Annotated in this window: 20 protein-coding genes, 1 tRNA gene and 1 pseudogene; 7 read left to right on the top strand and 15 right to left on the bottom strand. The window is 68.8% G+C overall.

From position 1 onward, the window contains the following. The first annotated feature begins 191 nt into the window (after positions 1 to 191). Positions 192 to 620 carry a hypothetical protein gene (locus tag AFM16_RS16990; RefSeq protein WP_030784900.1) on the top strand — a complete coding sequence of 143 codons (429 nt, stop codon included), beginning with the start codon at positions 192 to 194 and terminating at the stop codon, positions 618 to 620. Positions 621 to 845: 225 nt separating this feature from the next. Beyond that, positions 846 to 2111 (top strand): phospholipase D-like domain-containing protein, encoded by a 1266-nt coding sequence (locus AFM16_RS16985; protein ID WP_245177715.1) that lies wholly within the window; start codon positions 846 to 848, stop codon positions 2109 to 2111. Between the two features lie 21 nt (positions 2112 to 2132). Here the strand turns inward: AFM16_RS16985 and AFM16_RS16980 are convergent, their stop codons facing one another. The 5 genes from AFM16_RS16980 to AFM16_RS16960 form a co-directional block, all read right to left on the bottom strand. Next, a complete protein-coding gene (locus tag AFM16_RS16980) occupies positions 2133 to 3662 on the bottom strand; it encodes a dolichyl-phosphate-mannose--protein mannosyltransferase (protein ID WP_245177981.1) in 1530 nt (509 codons plus the stop codon). Positions 3663 to 3743: 81 nt separating this feature from the next. Continuing rightward, entirely contained in the window at positions 3744 to 6062 is a 2319-nt protein-coding gene (locus tag AFM16_RS16975; protein ID WP_078633813.1) for a peptidoglycan recognition protein family protein, read from the bottom strand. 188 nt (positions 6063 to 6250) lie between these two features. After that, positions 6251 to 6874, bottom strand: coding sequence for a DUF305 domain-containing protein (locus tag AFM16_RS16970; RefSeq protein WP_078633812.1), 624 nt, complete (start codon positions 6872 to 6874; stop codon positions 6251 to 6253). Between the two features lie 110 nt (positions 6875 to 6984). After that, a complete protein-coding gene (locus AFM16_RS16965; protein ID WP_078633811.1) occupies positions 6985 to 7362 on the bottom strand; it encodes a DUF6153 family protein in 378 nt (125 codons plus the stop codon). 105 nt (positions 7363 to 7467) lie between these two features. Beyond that, positions 7468 to 7767 carry a hypothetical protein gene (locus AFM16_RS16960; protein ID WP_078633810.1) on the bottom strand — a complete coding sequence of 100 codons (300 nt, stop codon included), beginning with the start codon at positions 7765 to 7767 and terminating at the stop codon, positions 7468 to 7470. Between the two features lie 186 nt (positions 7768 to 7953). On the opposite strand from AFM16_RS16960, the gene AFM16_RS16955 reads away from it, so the two are divergent. Further along, on the top strand, positions 7954 to 8565 hold the full coding sequence (locus AFM16_RS16955; RefSeq protein ID WP_030784884.1) for an SMI1/KNR4 family protein: 612 nt from the start codon (positions 7954 to 7956) through the stop codon (positions 8563 to 8565). Positions 8566 to 8820: 255 nt separating this feature from the next. Here the strand turns inward: AFM16_RS16955 and AFM16_RS40060 are convergent, their stop codons facing one another. The 3 genes from AFM16_RS40060 to AFM16_RS16945 form a co-directional block, all read right to left on the bottom strand. After that, entirely contained in the window at positions 8821 to 9003 is a 183-nt protein-coding gene (locus AFM16_RS40060; RefSeq protein ID WP_245177714.1) for a hypothetical protein, read from the bottom strand. Positions 9004 to 9096: 93 nt separating this feature from the next. Beyond that, positions 9097 to 9267, bottom strand: coding sequence for a hypothetical protein (locus AFM16_RS40055; protein WP_245177713.1), 171 nt, complete (start codon positions 9265 to 9267; stop codon positions 9097 to 9099). After that, a complete protein-coding gene (locus AFM16_RS16945) occupies positions 9264 to 9530 on the bottom strand; it encodes a hypothetical protein (RefSeq protein WP_078633809.1) in 267 nt (88 codons plus the stop codon). The genes AFM16_RS40055 and AFM16_RS16945 overlap by 4 nt, the downstream gene beginning before the upstream one ends. 9 nt (positions 9531 to 9539) lie before the next feature. Here AFM16_RS16945 and AFM16_RS40480 point away from each other — a divergent pair, with 9 nt between their 5' ends. Continuing rightward, a complete protein-coding gene (locus AFM16_RS40480) occupies positions 9540 to 9986 on the top strand; it encodes a barstar family protein (protein ID WP_306293474.1) in 447 nt (148 codons plus the stop codon). On the opposite strand, the pseudogene AFM16_RS40050 reads toward AFM16_RS40480, so the two are convergent. The 4 genes and pseudogenes from AFM16_RS40050 to AFM16_RS16920 form a co-directional block, all read right to left on the bottom strand. Continuing rightward, a pseudogene (locus AFM16_RS40050) lies at positions 9933 to 10238 on the bottom strand (IS5/IS1182 family transposase); the annotation flags it as partial. The gene AFM16_RS40480 and the pseudogene AFM16_RS40050 sit on opposite strands and share 54 nt — an antisense overlap. 25 nt (positions 10239 to 10263) lie before the next feature. Further along, entirely contained in the window at positions 10264 to 10617 is a 354-nt protein-coding gene (locus tag AFM16_RS16935; RefSeq protein ID WP_245177712.1) for a hypothetical protein, read from the bottom strand. Between the two features lie 482 nt (positions 10618 to 11099). Beyond that, a complete protein-coding gene (locus tag AFM16_RS16925; protein WP_078633808.1) occupies positions 11100 to 11516 on the bottom strand; it encodes an ATP-binding protein in 417 nt (138 codons plus the stop codon). A 46-nt stretch (positions 11517 to 11562) separates the two neighbouring features. After that, positions 11563 to 11970 carry an NUDIX hydrolase gene (locus AFM16_RS16920; protein WP_078633807.1) on the bottom strand — a complete coding sequence of 136 codons (408 nt, stop codon included), beginning with the start codon at positions 11968 to 11970 and terminating at the stop codon, positions 11563 to 11565. A 109-nt stretch (positions 11971 to 12079) separates the two neighbouring features. Here AFM16_RS16920 and AFM16_RS16915 point away from each other — a divergent pair, with 109 nt between their 5' ends. Continuing rightward, positions 12080 to 12871, top strand: coding sequence for a GntR family transcriptional regulator (locus tag AFM16_RS16915; RefSeq protein ID WP_078633806.1), 792 nt, complete (start codon positions 12080 to 12082; stop codon positions 12869 to 12871). Between the two features lie 15 nt (positions 12872 to 12886). Here the strand turns inward: AFM16_RS16915 and AFM16_RS16910 are convergent, their stop codons facing one another. The 3 genes from AFM16_RS16910 to AFM16_RS16900 form a co-directional block, all read right to left on the bottom strand. Then, positions 12887 to 13228: a hypothetical protein gene (locus AFM16_RS16910; RefSeq protein WP_245177711.1), complete on the bottom strand. Its 342-nt coding sequence runs from the start codon at positions 13226 to 13228 to the stop codon at positions 12887 to 12889. Positions 13229 to 13331: 103 nt separating this feature from the next. After that, a tRNA-Arg gene (locus AFM16_RS16905) sits at positions 13332 to 13404 on the bottom strand. 82 nt (positions 13405 to 13486) lie between these two features. Beyond that, the gene (locus tag AFM16_RS16900) at positions 13487 to 14821 is read right to left on the bottom strand and encodes a M6 family metalloprotease domain-containing protein (protein WP_078633805.1); all 1335 of its coding nucleotides are present in this window, start codon (positions 14819 to 14821) and stop codon (positions 13487 to 13489) included. Between the two features lie 324 nt (positions 14822 to 15145). Between AFM16_RS16900 and AFM16_RS16895 the strand changes: the two genes are divergently transcribed. Together AFM16_RS16895 and AFM16_RS16890 are read left to right on the top strand one after the other, a co-directional pair. Continuing rightward, on the top strand, positions 15146 to 15799 hold the full coding sequence (locus tag AFM16_RS16895) for a TetR/AcrR family transcriptional regulator (protein ID WP_030792291.1): 654 nt from the start codon (positions 15146 to 15148) through the stop codon (positions 15797 to 15799). Positions 15800 to 15898: 99 nt separating this feature from the next. Then, the gene (locus AFM16_RS16890; RefSeq protein WP_078633804.1) at positions 15899 to 17440 is read left to right on the top strand and encodes an MFS transporter; all 1542 of its coding nucleotides are present in this window, start codon (positions 15899 to 15901) and stop codon (positions 17438 to 17440) included. Positions 17441 to 17466: the final 26 nt, after the last annotated feature.

Genomic DNA, 17466 nt, shown 5'->3' with positions numbered 1-17466 from the left:
TGAGTCCTGCATGTTGTGCGCTGTCCGAAAGCGACGTTACGTCGAACAACGGCCCCTGACACCCTAGCCAGCGCGGAATTCCGGCGGCGGGACAGGGGCCCGACCGCCGAGTGGGACAATGGCCGAGGTCCACGACGGCGTGGCGGCCGGTGCCCCGCGGGCCTGGGGAGGACCGGAAGGAGACGTGGAGCATGGTCGAGTGGGTGGCGTTCCGGACCGGCTCGCGTCCCGTGCCCCGTCCCGTCGCGACACCGCTGGTGTGGGCCACCGCCTGCGGCGGGGCGCTGGCCCTGGTCGCCGTCCACACGTTCCTGGTGGGCACGGACCACCCCGGCCTCGCCCTCGCCGCGCTGTCCCTGCTGGCCGCGCTGCTCGGTGTGTGCGCCCGCTTCACGGCGGCGCCCGGGACGGCCGTGCTGTGCTGGCTGTTCCTCAACGGCTTCGCGATCCCGCCGGCCGGCACCCTCACCTGGGCCGGGCACCGGGACACCCTGTGGCTGTCCTGCCTGTGCGCGGCCACGCTCCTCGGCACGGCCCTCGCCCGCGTCGTCCACGCGCGGGCCGCGTACCACCGGGTCACGGGCGGGCCTCCGACGCCGTCGCTGTGGCCGGACGACTGACGCCGCGTCACTCATTGAGGCCAGGGCGTACGGCCGAAGCGCCGATTTTCGGATGACTTTCCTACTTTTACGAGCTTTTACGTGTCTTCACGGGCAATTCATCTCACTGTTCCCGTGCATGCCCGGTGCATGCCTGGTGAAGGCCCGGTGAAGGTCCGTGAAAGTAGGAAAGCGACGATGACGCCTGCGACGAAGCGACCGCATTCCGCCCGTTGTCCACGCACGGTGCCCGGCACGGCCGCTGCCGCCGTCGCCGCCGTCCTGACCCTGGTGGCGACCCTCGTCCTCGCCGGTGCGGCCCCGGCCGCCGCGCTGACCAAGCCGGTCGTCGGCGGCCCCGTCTTCAACGACCCGCTGGGCACCCCGGCCCAGCAGAAGGCGGTCTTCACCCAGCTCGTCCAGCTCATCGACGCGACCCCGGCGGGCGCCCAGATCCGCGGCGCCGTCCTGGAGTTCAACGACCAGGAGGTCGCGAACGCCCTGCTCGCCGCCCACCGGCGCGGCGTCGACGTCCGGCTCGTCGTGGACGACTCCACGTACGTCAACGGCGACGGCGTCGAGTACCCCAACGCCCCCTACCAGGCGCTCAAGGCGGGCCTCGGCACCAACGACTCCGCCCGCTCCTGGATCGTCGTCTGCGACGACCGGTTCGAGGACGCCGACGGCGTGGACGACGTCCAGCGCGGCTGCCTGGCCGTCGCCCCGCCCCAACCGGCGTACAACCACAACAAGTTCTTCGTCTTCTCCCGGATCGGCCCCTTCGACGACGGCACCAGCTACTCCAAGGTCGTCTTCCAGACCTCCTCGAACCTCTCCCACTGGTACAAGGTCGAGTCCTTCAACGACGCCGTCACCTTCGCCGACAACGCGGTGTACGACGGGTACGTCACCTACCACGAGAGGCTCCGCGTCGGCCGCACCCTCGTCCGCGGCAACAACAACGCGTACTTCTCCACCCCGACCGGATCGCCGTACCGCGCCTTCTTCTTCCCGCGCGCCGACCGCTCCTACTACAACCCGGCCACGGACACCGTCGTCAACGCGCTCGACGAGGTCCGCTGCGCCTACACCGGCACGGACGGGCTGCGCCACCAGACCGACATCCGCATCGTGATGCACAGCTTCTTCGGCTCACGCGTCCAGGTCGCCCAGAAACTCGCCCAACTCCGCGCCAGGGGCTGCTGGATCGACATCGTCTACGCCGAGAGCGACTCCGCGATCACCACCCGGCTGACCGCCGCCGGCATCCAGCACCGCCGCTGCCGTATCCCCAACGGCCCCGGTATCGACGTACGTCCGCACAACAAGGAGATGCTGATCGACGGCGACTACAACGGCGACCTGACGCCCCGCGTCTACACCGGGAGCGCCAACTTCATCGGCTCGTCGCTGCGTTCGGCCGACGAGGCACTGGTCCGCATCGCCGACGCGACGTACCACGCCCGTTACCTGAGCACGTTCTACAAGATCCGCACGGCGTGCGGCGGTTGAGGCGGCCCCGGAGCGTGAGCGTCACACCCAGGTGTCGAGCCACATCCGGGCCCGCCAGCCGTCGTAGGGAATGCTCTGCCCGGTGTAGAGCGGGTAGAAGTAGACGAAGTTCCAGACGATGAGCAGCACGAGCACCCCCGCGGCCACCGCACCCCGCACCCGCCTCGGCCGCCCCGCCCCCGGCGGCCCGAGCAGCGCACCCAGCAGCATCGCCACGGCCAGACAGAGATACGGCACGAAGACGACGGCGTAGAAGGAGAAGACGGTGCGGTCCTGGTACAGGAACCAGGGCAGATACCCGGCGCCCACCGCGCACAGGACCGCCCCGGCCCGCCAGTCACGGCGCAGCGCCCACCGGTAGAGCAGGTACCCGAGCGCGGCGCACGCCGTCCACCACAACAGCGGCGTACCGAGGGCGAGAACGGTCTGCACACGGCCGCCTCCCGACGACTCGTAGTGAAACAGCACGGGCCGGCCGAGCACGAGCCAACTCCAGGGATTGGACTCGTACTTGTGCGGCGTATGAAGCCCGACGTTGAACCGGTACACCAGAGCCTCGTAGTGCCACAGACTCCGCAGCGGAGCCGGTATCCACGACCAGGGGCCGCCGCGGCCGTCGGCCCAGTGCCGCCCGTAGCCGTCGTCGGACAGGAACCAGCCCGTCCACGTCACCAGATACGTCACCACGGCGACCGGCACGAGCGACAGCAGCGCCGGTCCGGCGTCCCTGCGCAGCACCGCCCGGTACGGACGCCGGGCCCCGGCGACGCGCCGCGCGCCGACGTCCCAGAGGAGCGTGAGCACCACGAAGAAGGCAAGAAAATAAAGCCCGTTCCACTTGGTGGCGGCGGCGAGCCCCAGCAGACACCCGGCCGCGATCCGCCAGGGCCGCCACCCGGCAGTGGCCCGCCCGCCCACATCGGGATCCGGCCGTACGTGCCCGTCCCCGTCCCCGTCCTCCGGGAGCGCATCGGCGAGCCGCGCCCGCGCCCCGTCCCGGTCGAGCAGCAGACACCCGAACGCCGCCAGGACGAAGAACATGACGACGAGATCGAGCAGCGCGGTCCGGCTCATCACCAGATGCAGACCGTCGACGGCCATCAGGGCGCCGGCCAGACACCCCAACACGGTGGACCGGAACAACCGCCGCCCGATACGGCACAGCATCAGCACGGACAGGGTGCCGAGAAGCGCCGTCATGAACCGCCAGCCGAAGGGATCGAGCCCGAACCCCCACTCCCCGACGGCGATCACCCACTTCCCGGCGGGCGGATGCGCGACGAAGGCCCCGGCGTCGGAGAGCGGCACGACCTGCGGATCCGCCAGGATCCCCGGATCGGCAGTCTTCCGATCCGGCCAGCTCCCCTCATACCCGAGCCGCAGCAACGCCCAGGCGTCCTTGGCGTAATACGTCTCGTCGAACACCAGCCCCCGAGGCCGCCCCAACTCCCAGAACCGCAGAACCCCGGCCACCACGGCGACGACGAGGGGACCGACCCACCCCGCCACACCGGAACCCCCCGAATACCCCGGCACAAGCCGTTCCCGCACACCGACGAGGGCCTTCTGCGCGCTGCTAGTTGTCACCGGATGACCCTAGAGGGACAGGAGTGGGAGGGTCCCAGGTGCTCCCTACTTCAGGTACACGAGGCCGTCGGTGGTGATCGTGGGCCGCTTGGACGTCCCCACCACCACGATCCTGACCGTGTGCTTCGCGGCGGAGGACCAGGTCTTCGTCCAGATCGCGTTGCGGTAGGACGTGGTGGACGACTTCAGGTCCACGGTCGTCACCTTCTTGCCGTCGACATAGACGTACGCCTGGCCGGAGGTGGAGGCCCGGGAGACCACCCAGGCGACGGAACGGCCGGTGAAGGTCCAGGTCAGGGAGGCGTTCTTGGTCTTGCTGGTGAGGGACTTGCCGCCCAGGTAGCTGGTGGAGGACTTGGACGTCCAGGTGCCGGTCCGTTTGGCCGAGGTCTCCTGGAGGATCACCGGGGTGCCGGTGACCGAGGCCGTGGCGGTGTTGCCGACCATGTCGTACGCCTTCATGGACCATACGGTCGCGGCGCCCGGCTTGGCGGTGTGCTGGGCGGTGGTGACGGTCGGGCCGTACGTCTTGGCCGCCGGGGCGGTGAGGCGCACGTCCTTGAGGGCGGTGGTGTCGGCGGCCTTCCAGTTCAGGGTCAGCGGGACGGCCGTGGCGGTCACCGTGCCGGTGCGGAGGGCCAGGTTCGGCTTGGTGGTGAAGGTGGGCGCGGTGGTGTCGGCGACGACGGTGACGGCCGTACTGGTCGCCGTCCTCCCGGACTGGTGCACGGCCCTGACCTGCACCTGGTGCTTGCCGGAGCCCAGCGTGACCTTGGCGGAGGTCGCACTGCCCTTGGCCGTGGCCGCCGTCTTCCCGTCGACCAGCACCTGGAACTCGGAGATCAGCGCGGACGGGGTCGTCGCCGACCAGTTCACCGTGACGGGGCCACTGGTGTACGGCGTCGAGCCGATCGGTGTCGTGCCGGTGACGGAGGTGAGGGTGAGCCCGGTGACCGGACCGGCGGCCAGCTCGCGCACCGTGCCGAGCGCGGCGTAGTAGGCGTCGCCGGGGCACAGGGTGTTGTAGCCGTCACGGTGACCGTGGATCGCCGGAAGCCTCATCTCCTCGCCCGGACCCCAGGACTTGCCGGCGAGGTTCTGGCCGTCCAGCGCGGTGGTGAGCGTGACGGTCGAGTCGGGGGCGATGCCGTACTGGCCCAGCTTCCACGCGGCGAGCCGGGCGACGGACGTCATCGCGGCCTGCGACGGCACCGAGTCGGTGTACGTGCCCAGGACCGCGATGCCGGTGGTCTGCGAGTTGAACCCGTAGGCGTGCGCGCCCACGACCGGCAGATCGACGCCACCCTTGCGGCCCTCGTACACCGTGCCGCACTTGTCGACGACGAAGTTGTAGCCGAGGTCCTTCCAGCCCAGCGTCTTCACGTCGTACGTGTAGATGGAGTTGATGATGGAGGGCGCTTCGTCGCAGGTGTACGCGTTGCTCTGGGCGGTGTGGTGCAGCACGACCGCCTTGATCCTCCCGTCCGGCGTGTAGCTCGGCTCCTCCGGGCTGAGACCCTCGTCCGCGTTCCAGCCGGAACGGGGGGTGATGGGGGGCTGGGGGACGGTGGAGGGCGGGGCGGTGGGGGTGGACGGGGACGGGGACGGGGATACGGTCGCTGAGGTGGACTCGCTGGGGGCGGGGCTCTCGGACGAGGACGAGGACGAGGTCGGGGACGTGGAGCCGGACGGCTCGCCCGTCACCGATTCCGATTCGGATTCCGACGGGGACGGCTCGACGGTGGTGCCGTCGGTCAGGTCCGGGGCGGCCGACGTGGAGGGACTCTCGGACTCGGACTCGGTCTCGGGGGCGGAGGGCTCGTCACTGCTGTCGCCGTCGGCGACGAACGCGGCGGGCTCGAGACCGCCACCGGGGCCGGAGTTCTCGTCGGAGCCGCCGATCATGTCCACGCGAAGTCCCTCGGGCAGCCGCGCCCCCGACTTACCGCCCACCCGCACTTCGACACCGTCGGACGGCCCGACCCACGCGGGCTCGGTCCCACCCCGTGCGGCACTGTTCTCACCTGCACCGGTGTCACCGTCGAGGCTCAGCCAGTCCGACCACTGCCCGGAACCAACCGCCCGGGTACGCACCTCGACGGTGCCGGCGACCTTGGCGGAAGGCTTCTCCCAGGTGACGCCGAGCATGCTGAACACGTCGGTGTCCCGCCGCTCCAAAGAGGCGGAGCCCCCGCCCCCGCTCACCTTGAGCGCGGCGGACCGCACCTCGTGCGTGACGGCCCCGGGCCTGCCATCACCACCCCCACCACCACCAAACCCCCCGAAAACCCCCTGCGCCACCAACGTCCCACACACGCCCGCCGCAACGACCGCGCCCGTCCCCCACCAGCGACGCACTCTCATATCCGCCCGCACACCCTCCCCCTGACGCACGGTCAGAGAATCTCTAGGACCTTCATACTCGTGAAGCTAATGTGAAGAAAGCTTCACGAGTATGACAGAGACCAGCACGCGCTTACTGGGGCAGGTCGGCAGGTCGGAGAAGGACGTGGGGCGGGCAGACGGCGACGTCACCCGCCCCGCGCCCGGGATCAGTCCTGACCGAGCAGGGCGCTCATCCGGGTGATCTCCGCGGTCTGCGAAGTGATGATGTCTCCGGCCATCGCCTTGGCGGGGGCGTACGCGCCGTCCGCCTGCTCGACCTCGGCCATGGCGACGGCGCCCTTGTGGTGCTCGATCATCATGCGCAGGAAGGCGGTGTCGAACGCCGAGCCGGAGGAGTCCTGGAGCCGCCCCATCTCCTCGCCACTCATCATGCCTTCCATGCCCTCCATGCCCTGCATGTCGCCGTGCGCGAAGTGATCCATGGCGCCGGGGGCGGGAACCTCCTCACCCCAGGAGGTGAGCCAGCCGGACAGGGTCTCGATCTCGGGCCCCTGGGCCTTCTCGATGTCCGCGGCGAGCTTCTTCACCTCGGGCGACTGAGCCCGCCCGGCGGCGAGCCCGGCCATCTCCACCGCCTGACGGTGGTGAGGAATCATCCCCGTGGCGAACGCGACGTCGGCCGCGCCGTACGTGCTCTGGGCGGCGGACGTCGACGCGGCCTTCCCGCCGTCGCGGTCGCGGTCACCACCACAGGCGACCAGAACGAGCGCCGCAGCACCGGCGGCAGCCACCGCGACGGTGCGGCGAACGAGGAAACGCTTACTGTGCATGAAAGATGCAACTCCTTCACGCGCGGCCATGGCAGGCCACGCGGGGTTCGCGGATTTCAGGGCGTGCGCGAGCACGGCACGACGTACCAGCCGGTGCCGTGCGGGCAGCTCTAAATCCGCAGAAGTTGCAGTTCGGACAGATCGGGCGGCGCCCGTGCGCTCTCGGCCGACGCAAGCAAGTCGACGGGCAAGGCAGAAGGAACGGGCACGTCGAGAACGGCCACGCTCAATGCCGGCGGCGCGTACGACGAGCCGATCCCGGCGGCCGCACAGGTGCCGTCAGCGTGATCGAGGTGATCACTGGTGTGCGAACAACCGGCGTCCACATGCTCCCCGACGGCGGCCTGAGCCATCGCCATCGAGTGCCCCTCCGGCACCCCACCGGGAGCAAGCCCATGCATGCCCAGCAAGCCACAGAGCACCACCATGACCAACAGCACCAGGAACCGCCCGCCCGGGCGATTCCTGAACACGAGGCCAGTGGTCATGCCCGCATCGTACGGTCAGCTCTCCACGAGGTCGGGGTAGGGACAGACGTCGAGCGGCGCGGCCGACTTCGCGATCGCCCGGGAAACCTGTGCCGTAGGCCGCTGTCACGGCGATCGCCGCTCCGCCGCGCTCCCGCCCGCGTCTGCTGACGCTTCGGCTTCGCCGTACATGCTGACGCGGAGGCGCTCTTTGGCCGCGTCGAGCCGCTCGGCGTAGTCGGCCATGAAGATCTCGCTGAGCGTGGTGTCCAACGTTCCCGAGATCGCGTGGATCGGTGACCATACGGCTCGGTCGCGCACGATTCCCTCCAGGTCGTCGGACTGGAACATCACTTGATGAAGCCAGTCCGACAGTACGAACGCTTGATCGTGCGTGAGCCTGAGGGTGATTCCTTCGTCATCCACGAGGCTCAAGCTAGCTCCCCGCGCCCAACGGCATTGGACGAGACGGCAACTGACACGACCCGACCTCGCCAAGCTTCGGTGGTTCACAGGGTTGGCGGCGGCCCTCGCTCGTGATCGAATTCCTGCAGGCTCGGGGGGCGCGGTCCGCGTCTCCGGCGAGCGTGGACCGACTTCCGATGAGGCAGCGTGACCGACTATCTGACGGCTGTGAAGGACATGCTGGGGCCGCCTGAGAACCGATACGCCGATCCCACTGCCTGGGCCGCCTTGGAAGCTGAACTGGGTCTCGCCCTGCCCGCGGACTACAAGGCCATCGTCGACGGCTACGCCCCCGTCACCGTCAATGTGCACTTGTCGCTGGCGCACCCTGCCACCGAGTGGTGGAATCTCGCCAAGACGATCCGGGACACCTCGGAAGCATGGTCGCGAACCCGATGGCAACACGACTGGGCGGAGGGTTCCCTGTCTGACCCGCGTGTCATCTGCGGGGTCCGGGACCTCGCCTTCGGCCCCCGCGACGGTCTGATCCCGTTGGCGTCCACGGACCGAGGTGACGTGGTCTTCCTGGCGCCTCAGGCGTACGGGTTCTCCGGCGGCATTTGCGTGGCTTGCGGAGACGGTGACTGGGCGGGCTACCCGATGCCCTTCGCCGAGTGGTTCTACCGGTTCCTGATCGGCGAGGACATGGCTGGCTACAAGAGCGCGGCGCTGTATCCGGGCCCCGTACAGCTCGAATATCCGCCGATGGGGCCCGGAGACCAGGGACGGGTTGCTTACGGTCCGGAACGAAGCTGGTAGGGAGGGCGCCCCCACCAGCCCAGCCGCTCAAAGCGGGTCAGCTCGCAATCGGGGAGCTTGACGTCGTGGCGATACGTGAAGGGGATGAAGGGCGCTCGTCGGACGGTCCACGCGCTCTTGACCGCTGGGTACGCGTCGGGAGAAGAGCTCCGCGGTGACCGCGTGGCCGACCTCGCTGTCGTGGACGACTACCTGGCGGGCGAGGGAGCTGACCAGCCGCGCCCGCGCCCCGGATGTGGCGCGGGCTGCTACCCGTCAGACCTTCTCGACCAGCACGGGGTGTCCCGCGAGGAGTTGATTCATGTCGCCGGTGTCCGACGTGAAGACGGTCGCCTGCGCTCCCTGCGCGGCTTCCCGTCCGGCCACGGCTGCCAGGACGGCGTCGATGGCGTATTTGTGCCCGTGCAGGCCGGCTGCCTTCAGTATGTCGCGCGCCATGGCGATCACCTGGTCGTCCGTGTGTACTACGCGAAGCCGGGACAGAGTCCAGTTCCACAGTGCCTGCCGCGACGTTTCGCGAGGATGCCATGCCTAAAGGGTCGTGAGTGCCGAGGTGACGATCGGGATGTCGAGCCGTGGAGCGGCCTTGATCAGTGCAGTCATCTCCCGATCGCCCTGAACCGCTTTGGAGAGAGCCTCGCAGCCGAACGCGAAGTCGCGCTGTGGCGGACGGTGCAGCTTTGCCCGGCCGGTACGGCTCACGCGGCCTCGTCCGAATGTGGCCGCTGCTTGTCGTGCCAACTGTCCATAGCTGCGATGCGGTTCAGCGCTGCCTGCTGGTCGTCGTTCGTCACGGCGCCGTGTTCTTCTTCGATGCGTTCGGCCAACTCGCGCAGTCGGTCCATGGCGTCCTGATGCGCGGCAGCGGCGGCGATGTAACCGGACACCCCGCGCGGGTCGACGCGCTCCTTGATCGATTCCACCAGCTCTTCAGGCACAGTGATGGTGATCTTCCGAGTCGCCATACTTAAAGCATGCCGTGCGTGGCGAGGTTCTACTGGGCCGTTCCACGGCTCGTGAACTGGTGCCGCACGCGGCTGTTGGTTGCGCCGCCCGTGCTCGTGCATGTTCGGAACGGCACAACCACGTGCAAGCATGTCGCCGTGATCACCATTGACGTCAGCGAGGTGACCGACGAGCGCGCCCTGCACCTGCTTCTGATGCGCGACCTGGGCTTCCCTGGCTTCTACGGCATGAACTTGGATGCCTTCTGGGACTCGATCACCGGCTCTGGATCCCGACCATGTGCGCTTCCTCGGCTGGGACCAGCTCGCGGCCCACTTTCCCCGCGGGTCCACCATTCTTCAGTGGGCGCTCGACAACTACCGAGCCATATACCGCGCAGACTTCGTCGCCGAGTTTGCCTAGCCATGAGTGATCTCCGGCTGCGGGCTCAACACGTCCAGAGAGAGCGCGGGTGAGGCCCACAGCAGTCTGTCTGCCGGATCGGCCAGGACTTACACGTTCATGCTGTGTTTCTTGTGCTTGCCGGCATAGAAGGGCTTGGTCGGCAACGATGCGGTCGGTCGGTAGGTCGACGGCCTCCCTCACTTACCGCAAGATGGTGCTAAAGCTGATGCCGACCCCGTGGCCAGTTGGGCGCAGGTGTGTCCGCATCGCAGGTGGGCCAGGACCAGCAGGGCCTGCCGATCCGTTCCGAGCCGGCGCCACCGTTACCAGGAGTCTCTGCATCAGTACTCAGGACGCAGGCAGTGGAAGCGTCACCCGTCGCCCCAGACCGAACTCCTCGGCCTCGTCGTTGCTGACGACCGCAACAACGCCCGCAGGAACCCCAGGCAACCTGGCCACGCGGGACGCCACCGCCAGAAGGTTCCCCTCACCGGCTCCGGTTACGAAGAAGACGTAGACGTCTCCGTCCTCCTCTCCCTCGTTGAAGATTTCCACGTCGCCTTGGTCTTCAAGATCGGACAGGAAGTCCTCGATCTCCTCGATCCAGGGAAACGGGTGGGAGCCGTCCGGAAGGCCGGGCGTCGGCAGCAACGGCACGTGGATCTCAACAACCATGGTGGGCACGAAGACATCCTTCCTCATGGCCTCCGCCCGGCTCGATCAGGGGCGAGTCCGTCAGCAGCCTCGCCGAGGTTGAAAAAGGCTCATGCCTGTAGAGAAAGTTTCAACGCAGTCGGTCGTCTGGGCCGTTCGGGGCGTTAGGGGCTTGAAGGTGTGTGCGCACATGGGGAGTTCGATGCTCTGGTGGTGTGGGAGTGGCAGGTAGTTCACCGGGGCCACGGTCCAGGTGATGAGCGTGCTGGCGTGGGTGACGGACACCGTCCAGGGCACACGGTGCAGCAGGGCTCGTCGGGTGTTCACGCGGTGGTCGTGGAGCCGTTCCTATGCTGCTTGTGACGCGTCCGTGTCGAGTGCCGGTGAGATGGTCCGCAGGATCGTGGAGATCCAGTTGTTTGCCTCGGCCTCGGTGTGCGCGGCGTAGGAGCCGATGAGTGTCGGCGGCTGTTCATCGTGCAGGTTCCGGGTCCAGCACTCGCACCAGAATCCGGGCCTGGTCGTCGCCCTCAACATGTGTGTCCGTTCGTGAAGAGTTCCGCGGTGACCGTGTGGCCGGCCTCGCTGTCGTGGACGACGAGCCGGTGGGCGAGTGTGCTGACCATGCCGAGTCCGCGGCCGCCTTCGGCGTCGTGGTCCTGGTGCTCGGCCTTGGGGGCCGTGCCGGTGCCTCCGTCGTCTGTCACCGATACCGCGACCACCTGCGCCGAGACGGCTACGGCCAGGTGGAAGCTGCCGCGCTCGTTGCCGCTGGCCGTGTGGAGGATCGCGTTTGCGCTCAGTTCGCTCACGATCAGTTCGGCGTCGTCGGCTAGAGGTGAGCCGTGCAGGATGTCGCGGGTCCAGCGGCGGGCCCGGCTGACCTCTTCCGGGAAGCCCGGGCAGGAAAGGCCCCAGACTCGCACCGTACTCGTATACTCGTGCATACAAGTTCCTTCATGCTGATAGGCCGCCATGTGCAGCGGGTTCGGACTAGACGAGTTTCACGCCGTCATGGGCGCGGACGGCCGGCGGAGACGCCGCGTCCAGTGCGTCGAGGACGCGGATCGCGTATGCCTCGTCGGCGAGTTCGGCGACTTCCTCGCGGGTGGCCCAGCACAGGGCGCGGGTCTCGTCGCCGGTGGTGGGGGTGCCGTCGGCGGCCTCACAGCGGAAGACCAGGGAGACGATCAGGCCGCTCATGTTCTTGTAGACGCCGGTGAGGGTCGCGGGAAGGGCGATCTTCACGCCGGTCTCTTCCAGGACCTCGCGTTGCAGGGCCTCGGGGATGGTCTCCTCGCGTTCGAGGACGCCGCCCGGGGGTTCCCACTTGCCGTTGTCGCGGCGCTGGATGAGGAGGGCCCGGCCCTGGTCGTCGACGACGACGCCGGCCACGCTCACGGAGTGCGGGCGTTGTGTGCTCACGTTCCTCGGCCCTCTCGGATGGCTAGGCTCACCACCGTAGCAACTGCACTCGCCCACTCGTCTAGATATCTAAAGGAGTACATGCGTGAGCCCTTCGCTTCCCTCCGGTCTCCTCGGTGATCTCGACCCCACGAGTGATCGTGCGGTCTTCCGGCAGATCGCCGACCAGTTGCGCGAGGCCATCGACCGTGGGCGGTTCCGGGAGGGCGAGAAGCTGCCTTCCGAGGCCGAGTTGGTGGACCACTACGGGGTGTCCCGTATGACGGTCCGCAACTCCTTCTCCGTTCTCATCGGTGAGGGGCTGGTGCACGCCGAGCACGGCAAGGGCGTGTTCGTGCGGCCGCGGCCGCCGGTGCGGCGCCTCGCCTCCGACCGGTTCGCCCGCCGTCACCGGGAGGAAGGGAAGTCCGCGTTCCTCGTGGAAGCGGACGCCGCCGGTGGTCATCCCCAGGTCGACAGCCTTGAGGTGAAGGAGGAGAAGGCCGACCCGGATGTCTCCGCCCGACTTGGCTCGCTCCGGCGGGTGCTCGCACGTCGGCGCCGGTATCTCCTCGACGGGCGGCCCGTCGAGTTCGCGACCTCCTACCTCCCGCTCGACATCGCGCGCGGTACGCAGATCGCGGAACCCAACCCCGGACCCGGCGGCATCTACGCCCGCCTCGAAGAACTCGGCCACCATCTCGACCACTTCGAGGAAGAGATCCGCGCCCGGATGCCCACACCCGCCGAAGTGAAGACGCTGCACCTGGCGGCAGGTGTGCCCGTCATCCACCTGATCCGCACCGCCTTCGACGCCGAGGGACGGGCCGTCGAGGTCTGCGACACCGTCATGGCAGCCGATGCCTACGTCCTGTCGTATCAACTCCCGGCCACGTAAGTGACTTACCGGGCGTCAGGCCTCCGGTGTGAACATGGCGCCGATGTTGTTCCACATGAAGCCGTCGCGCCAGTTCGGCTTGTCGGCTGCCCAGTTGAGGAGGGCGTGCAGGACCTTCTCCTGTGAGACGGTCTGTGTCTGGTAGTGCTCGGCGGCAATGCCGTCCCTGTACTCCAGTTGGTAGGTGTTGTTGTCGCGGAGGAGGACCTGGATGTACCAGTCCCCTTCGCGGTTCTCCTCCTGGCGTTCGAGCACCATGTGGTCGTTGCCGCGTCGCAGGTTGGCGAGCATGGTTCCGATGGCCGGCTTCGAGGGGCGTTTCACCACATGGCCCCGGCCGTTTGTCGCGATGAGCATGGGTGGAGTCTGGCGGACGGGTCGGACAGCGGCGCCGCAAGCCAACCGCGGAGCGCGAAGGGCCAGCCTCGGAGGAAGTCCTCCTGAGCTGGCCCCTGACCTGTGCCCCCGGCAGGATTCGAACCTGCGACACCCGCTTTAGGAGAGCGGTGCTCTATCCCCTGAGCTACGAAGGCGGCAGTGACGGTTGCGTCACCGCCGACAGTGTAGCGGGTGCCGTTCGGCGGGTGCGGTGGGTTGATCGTCCCCTCCGTCGCCTCAGCCCCTGCTGACCCGCACCCGGTAATCCCCCTTCACGTCCGCCCCCGTCACCGTGATGCGGATGTCGCGTTTGCGGTCGAGGAAGGACTCGCCGGGGGTGAACGGGGCGTCGGAGAGTTCCGCGTGGACGTTGGGGCTGCGGGTGCAGCCGCCGCTGTCGGTGCGGGAGTCGTAGACGGTCACCGGGCCCATGCCGGTGTCGACGTCCGCGTCGACCTTGTAGATCAGGATGCCGGGGCGGCACACCGTCTCGTCGTTGCCGCCGCGGGTGCGCAGTTCGACGGCGTAGCCGGTGCGCGGGCCCGTCGGGACGAAGACGAGTTTGGGGCCGCCGGTGCGGGAGAGCGGGGTGAGGGTGTACTCCGTCGTCGTGCCGGGCTGGGCCGCGCAGGCGATCTGCGTCGCGTCCAGCCAGCCGAGCTTCCACTTGTGCCAGCCGAGGAGGTCGTTGTTGGCGCCCCAGTCCTCGCTCATGATGTCCCAGTGGCCGACCGCGCCCCCGCCCTCCTGGGTGTAGAGGTCGGGCAGGCCGAAGACGTGCCCGTTCTCGTGGGGGAGGACGCGGTAGCCGGTGCGGTCGTAGGAGCCGGAGCCGTCGTCCTGGCGGGAGTAGACGAAGGACGCGTTGGCGACCGGCACACCGTCGGCGACCGGGGCCTCGCGGTTCCCGGCGAACGTCACCGACAGGACCGTGTCCAGCGCCGACGGGCCCGCGTTCGGGGTCACCAGCACGTTCAGCAGGTCGTACGCGCGGAAGTCCACCGTCGGGTCCGCGGCGGCCACGATGTCCTGGACGAGTTCGCGGTAGCCGGGATCGAAGGGCGCGCCGCGCTCTATGCCGTACGCGCGGAACGGCTTCGGCATCCGCAGCCAGCGCTTGATCGGGGTCTCGGCGCGGTAGTCGAGGCGGCCGTAGGACGCGGTGCGGAACCACTCTCGGGTCTGCGGGAAGAACTCCTCGTAGCGGGAGCGGGCGCTGCCCCGGCCGGGGGCGTCCGGGAAGTCGATCATCAGGGTGAGGGCGCGGACGGTGCCGGTGGAGCGCGCGTAGCCGCCGGGTGTGGGGACGCCCTCCGACATCTGTACGGCGGCGTCGCCGGTGATCATGCAGGGGGCGAGGGCGGAGGAGCGGGCCAGCGAGACGGGGCCGGCGCCGGCCGGGGTGGATCCGGCGGGCGGGGTGAGCCGGCCGGTGCCGGCGGAGGTGCTGACGGCGAGGGTCAGGACGGTCACGGAGGCGAGGGCGGCGGCGCGGCGCGGGCGTATCCGTCGGCGGAGCGGTTCCCCGGCACGGGCCGGGGAGGGTCGCTCGGTCTCGGGCTGCGGCTGCATGCAGGGGCCTTTCGCTCCAGGCAGCCACCGTCACCGGCTGCACCCTCGCATTCACCCTCTGTCGGCGTGTCGCGGTGCGCGCGCCGGGAGGGCCGATCGTGGGTTACCGGGAGGTATGAGGATTTTTCGGCCACCCGCACGACCCTCCTCATGGGTGTGAGCCAGGTCACATCGGAAAAGTTCTCCGTTCGGGAAATAACCGGGGACCCCCTCCCCGTTTAGCCCTGTGTCCGAGTGAAACGGGGAGTGGATCCCCGGATCCGATCCATCCGATCCATCCGATCCGAGAGCCTCCGAGAACCTCCAAGACCCGAGGAGTACGCCGTGGAGACCGCGACCGCGACACCCGCCGTGCGCAAGGCACCCCGGCCCCGCGCCGACGCTCTGCGCAATCGGGAGCGGATCGTCACCGCCGCCCGCGAGATGTTCGTAGAGCTGGGCCCGGACGTCCCGCTCGACGACATCGCCCGCCGGGCCGGCGTCGGCAACGCCACGGTGTACCGCAACTTCCCCGACCGTGACGCACTGGTTCGCGAGGTCGTCTGCTCGGTGCTGGACCGTACGGTCCAGGCCGGTCAGCTCGCGCTCGCCGAGTCGGGCGACGCGTTCGGGGCGCTGGAACGGTTCGTGCACGTCGCCGCCGACGAGCGGATCAGCGCGCTGTGCCCGATGGTCGCCAGCACCTTCGACCAGCACCACCCCGACCTGGAGGCCGCCCGCGAACGTGCTGAGCAGATCATCGAGCAGGTCATGAACCGCGCCAAGGAGGCCGGGCAGCTCCGGACCGACGTCGGTGTCGGCGACCTGATGATCGCGGTGGCCCAGCTCAGCCGGCCCCCGGCGGGCACCGCCTGTCTGAGCGCCGACCGGTTCGTCCACCGGCATCTCCAGCTGTTCCTGGACGGGCTGCGGGCCCCCGCCCGCTCCGCCCTGCCGGGCACGGCCGTGACCATGGAGGATCTGCGCCAGGCCCAGTGAGCCAACCAGCCATCTAGTCATTCGTACGGCCGTCCCTACCGACGCGCCGCCCCTTATCTCACCTTTTTTCCGTCACGAAGTCCCGAAGTGGGTACCTCCATGTCTCAAACAGCCCAGAAGGCCCCCGGCGCGACCGGCGTCCCCGATCCCAACCGCTGGAAAGCGCTGGCCTTCATCGCCATCGCCCAGCTCATGGTCGTCCTCGACGCGACCATCGTGAACATCGCGATGCCCTCCGCCCAGCAGGACCTGGGCATCTCCGACGGCAACCGGCAGTGGATCGTCACCGCCTACGCCCTCGCCTTCGGTGGTCTGCTGCTCTTCGGCGGCCGGATCGCCGACCTGTGGGGCCGTAAGCGCGCCTTCGTCACCGGTCTCGGCGGCTTCGCCGTGGCCTCCGCGCTCGGTGGCGCGGCCACCAACGAGGCGATGATGTTCGGCGCCCGCGCGCTCCAGGGCGCGTTCGGCGCGCTGCTCGCGCCCGCCGCGCTCTCGCTGCTCGCCGTGATGTTCACGGACGCCAAGGAGCGTGCCAAGGCGTTCGGCATCTACGGCGCGATCGCCGGTGGTGGCGGTGCCGTCGGTCTGATCCTCGGCGGATTCCTCACCGAGTACCTGGACTGGCGCTGGACGTTCTTCGTCAACATCCCGTTCGCGATCGTCGCCGCGGCCGGCGCGTACTTCGTCATCCGTGAGCCGGAGGGCGGCCGCAACCGTTCCGCGCTCGACATCCCGGGTGTCGTCCTGTCCACGCTCGGCCTGGTCTCGCTGGTCTACGGCTTCACGCGCGCCGAGTCGGACGGCTGGAGCGACTCCGTGACCGTCGGCATGTTCGTCGCCTCGGCGGTGCTGCTGGCCGCGTTCGTCGTCGTCGAGTCCAAGGTCAAGGCGCCGCTGCTGCCGCTGCGCGTCATCACCGAGCGCAACCGCGGCGGTGTCTACCTCTCCCTCGGCCTCGCGATCATCGCGATGTTCGGCCTGTTCCTCTTCCTCACCTACTACCTCCAGATCGTGAAGGGCTACTCGCCGGTCAAGACCGGCTTCGCCTTCCTGCCGATGATCGCGGGCATGATCACGGGCTCCACCCAGATCGGCACCCGGCTGATGACCCGGGTCGCGCCGCGGCTGCTGATGGGCCCGGGCTTCCTGGTCGCCGCGCTCGGCATGCTGTTCCTGACCCGCCTGGACATCGGTTCCTCGTACGCGGCCGTCCTGCTGCCGGCGATGCTGCTGCTCGGCCTCGGCATGGGTACGGCGTTCATGCCGGCGATGTCCCTGGCCACGTACGGCATCGAGCCGCGTGACGCCGGTGTCGCCTCCGCGATGGTCAACACCTCGCAGCAGGTGGGCGGCGCGATCGGCACCGCCCTGCTGAACACGATCGCCGCGTCCGCGACCACGGCGTACATCAAGGACCACATGGCCTCCGCGACCTCCGGGCCGCAGCAGAAGCTCGTGCAGTTGGAGGGCATGGTCGAGGGCTACACCAGCGCGATCTGGTTCGCCGTCGGGATCCTGGTGGCCGCCGCGGCGATCGCCTTCACCCTCGTCAACGCCGGCAAGCCCGACATGGGCGCGGGCGCGGTGGCCGGTTCGGGCGACCAGGAGGCCGAGGGCGCGGTGCCGGTGATGGCCCACTGATCCTCTGAAGGACCTGCTCCAGGCCC

Origin of the sequence: Streptomyces antibioticus, assembly GCF_002019855.1 — a bacterium.
GTDB lineage: Bacteria > Actinomycetota > Actinomycetes > Streptomycetales > Streptomycetaceae > Streptomyces > Streptomyces antibioticus_B.
Note: the sequence above shows the minus strand (reverse complement) of the source record. Positions and strands in the feature narration are given on the sequence as shown.

Excerpts from the sequence above, each read along its gene's own strand:
- AFM16_RS16990 (WP_030784900.1), top strand. The coding sequence starts at position 192 with ATGGTCGAGTGGGTGGCGTTCCGGACCGGCTCGCGTCCCGTGCCCCGT.
- AFM16_RS16975 (WP_078633813.1), bottom strand. The coding sequence starts at position 6,062 with ATGAGAGTGCGTCGCTGGTGGGGGACGGGCGCGGTCGTTGCGGCGGGC.
- AFM16_RS16970 (WP_078633812.1), bottom strand. The coding sequence starts at position 6,874 with ATGCACAGTAAGCGTTTCCTCGTTCGCCGCACCGTCGCGGTGGCTGCC.
- AFM16_RS16965 (WP_078633811.1), bottom strand. The coding sequence starts at position 7,362 with ATGACCACTGGCCTCGTGTTCAGGAATCGCCCGGGCGGGCGGTTCCTG.
- AFM16_RS40060 (WP_245177714.1), bottom strand. The coding sequence starts at position 9,003 with ATGGCGCGCGACATACTGAAGGCAGCCGGCCTGCACGGGCACAAATAC.
- AFM16_RS16945 (WP_078633809.1), bottom strand. The coding sequence starts at position 9,530 with ATGGCGACTCGGAAGATCACCATCACTGTGCCTGAAGAGCTGGTGGAA.
- AFM16_RS40480 (WP_306293474.1), top strand. The coding sequence starts at position 9,540 with ATGCCGTGCGTGGCGAGGTTCTACTGGGCCGTTCCACGGCTCGTGAAC.
- AFM16_RS16935 (WP_245177712.1), bottom strand. The coding sequence starts at position 10,617 with ATGAGGAAGGATGTCTTCGTGCCCACCATGGTTGTTGAGATCCACGTG.
- AFM16_RS16925 (WP_078633808.1), bottom strand. The coding sequence starts at position 11,516 with ATGCACGAGTATACGAGTACGGTGCGAGTCTGGGGCCTTTCCTGCCCG.
- AFM16_RS16910 (WP_245177711.1), bottom strand. The coding sequence starts at position 13,228 with ATGCTCATCGCGACAAACGGCCGGGGCCATGTGGTGAAACGCCCCTCG.
- AFM16_RS16900 (WP_078633805.1), bottom strand. The coding sequence starts at position 14,821 with ATGCAGCCGCAGCCCGAGACCGAGCGACCCTCCCCGGCCCGTGCCGGG.
- AFM16_RS16890 (WP_078633804.1), top strand. The coding sequence starts at position 15,899 with ATGTCTCAAACAGCCCAGAAGGCCCCCGGCGCGACCGGCGTCCCCGAT.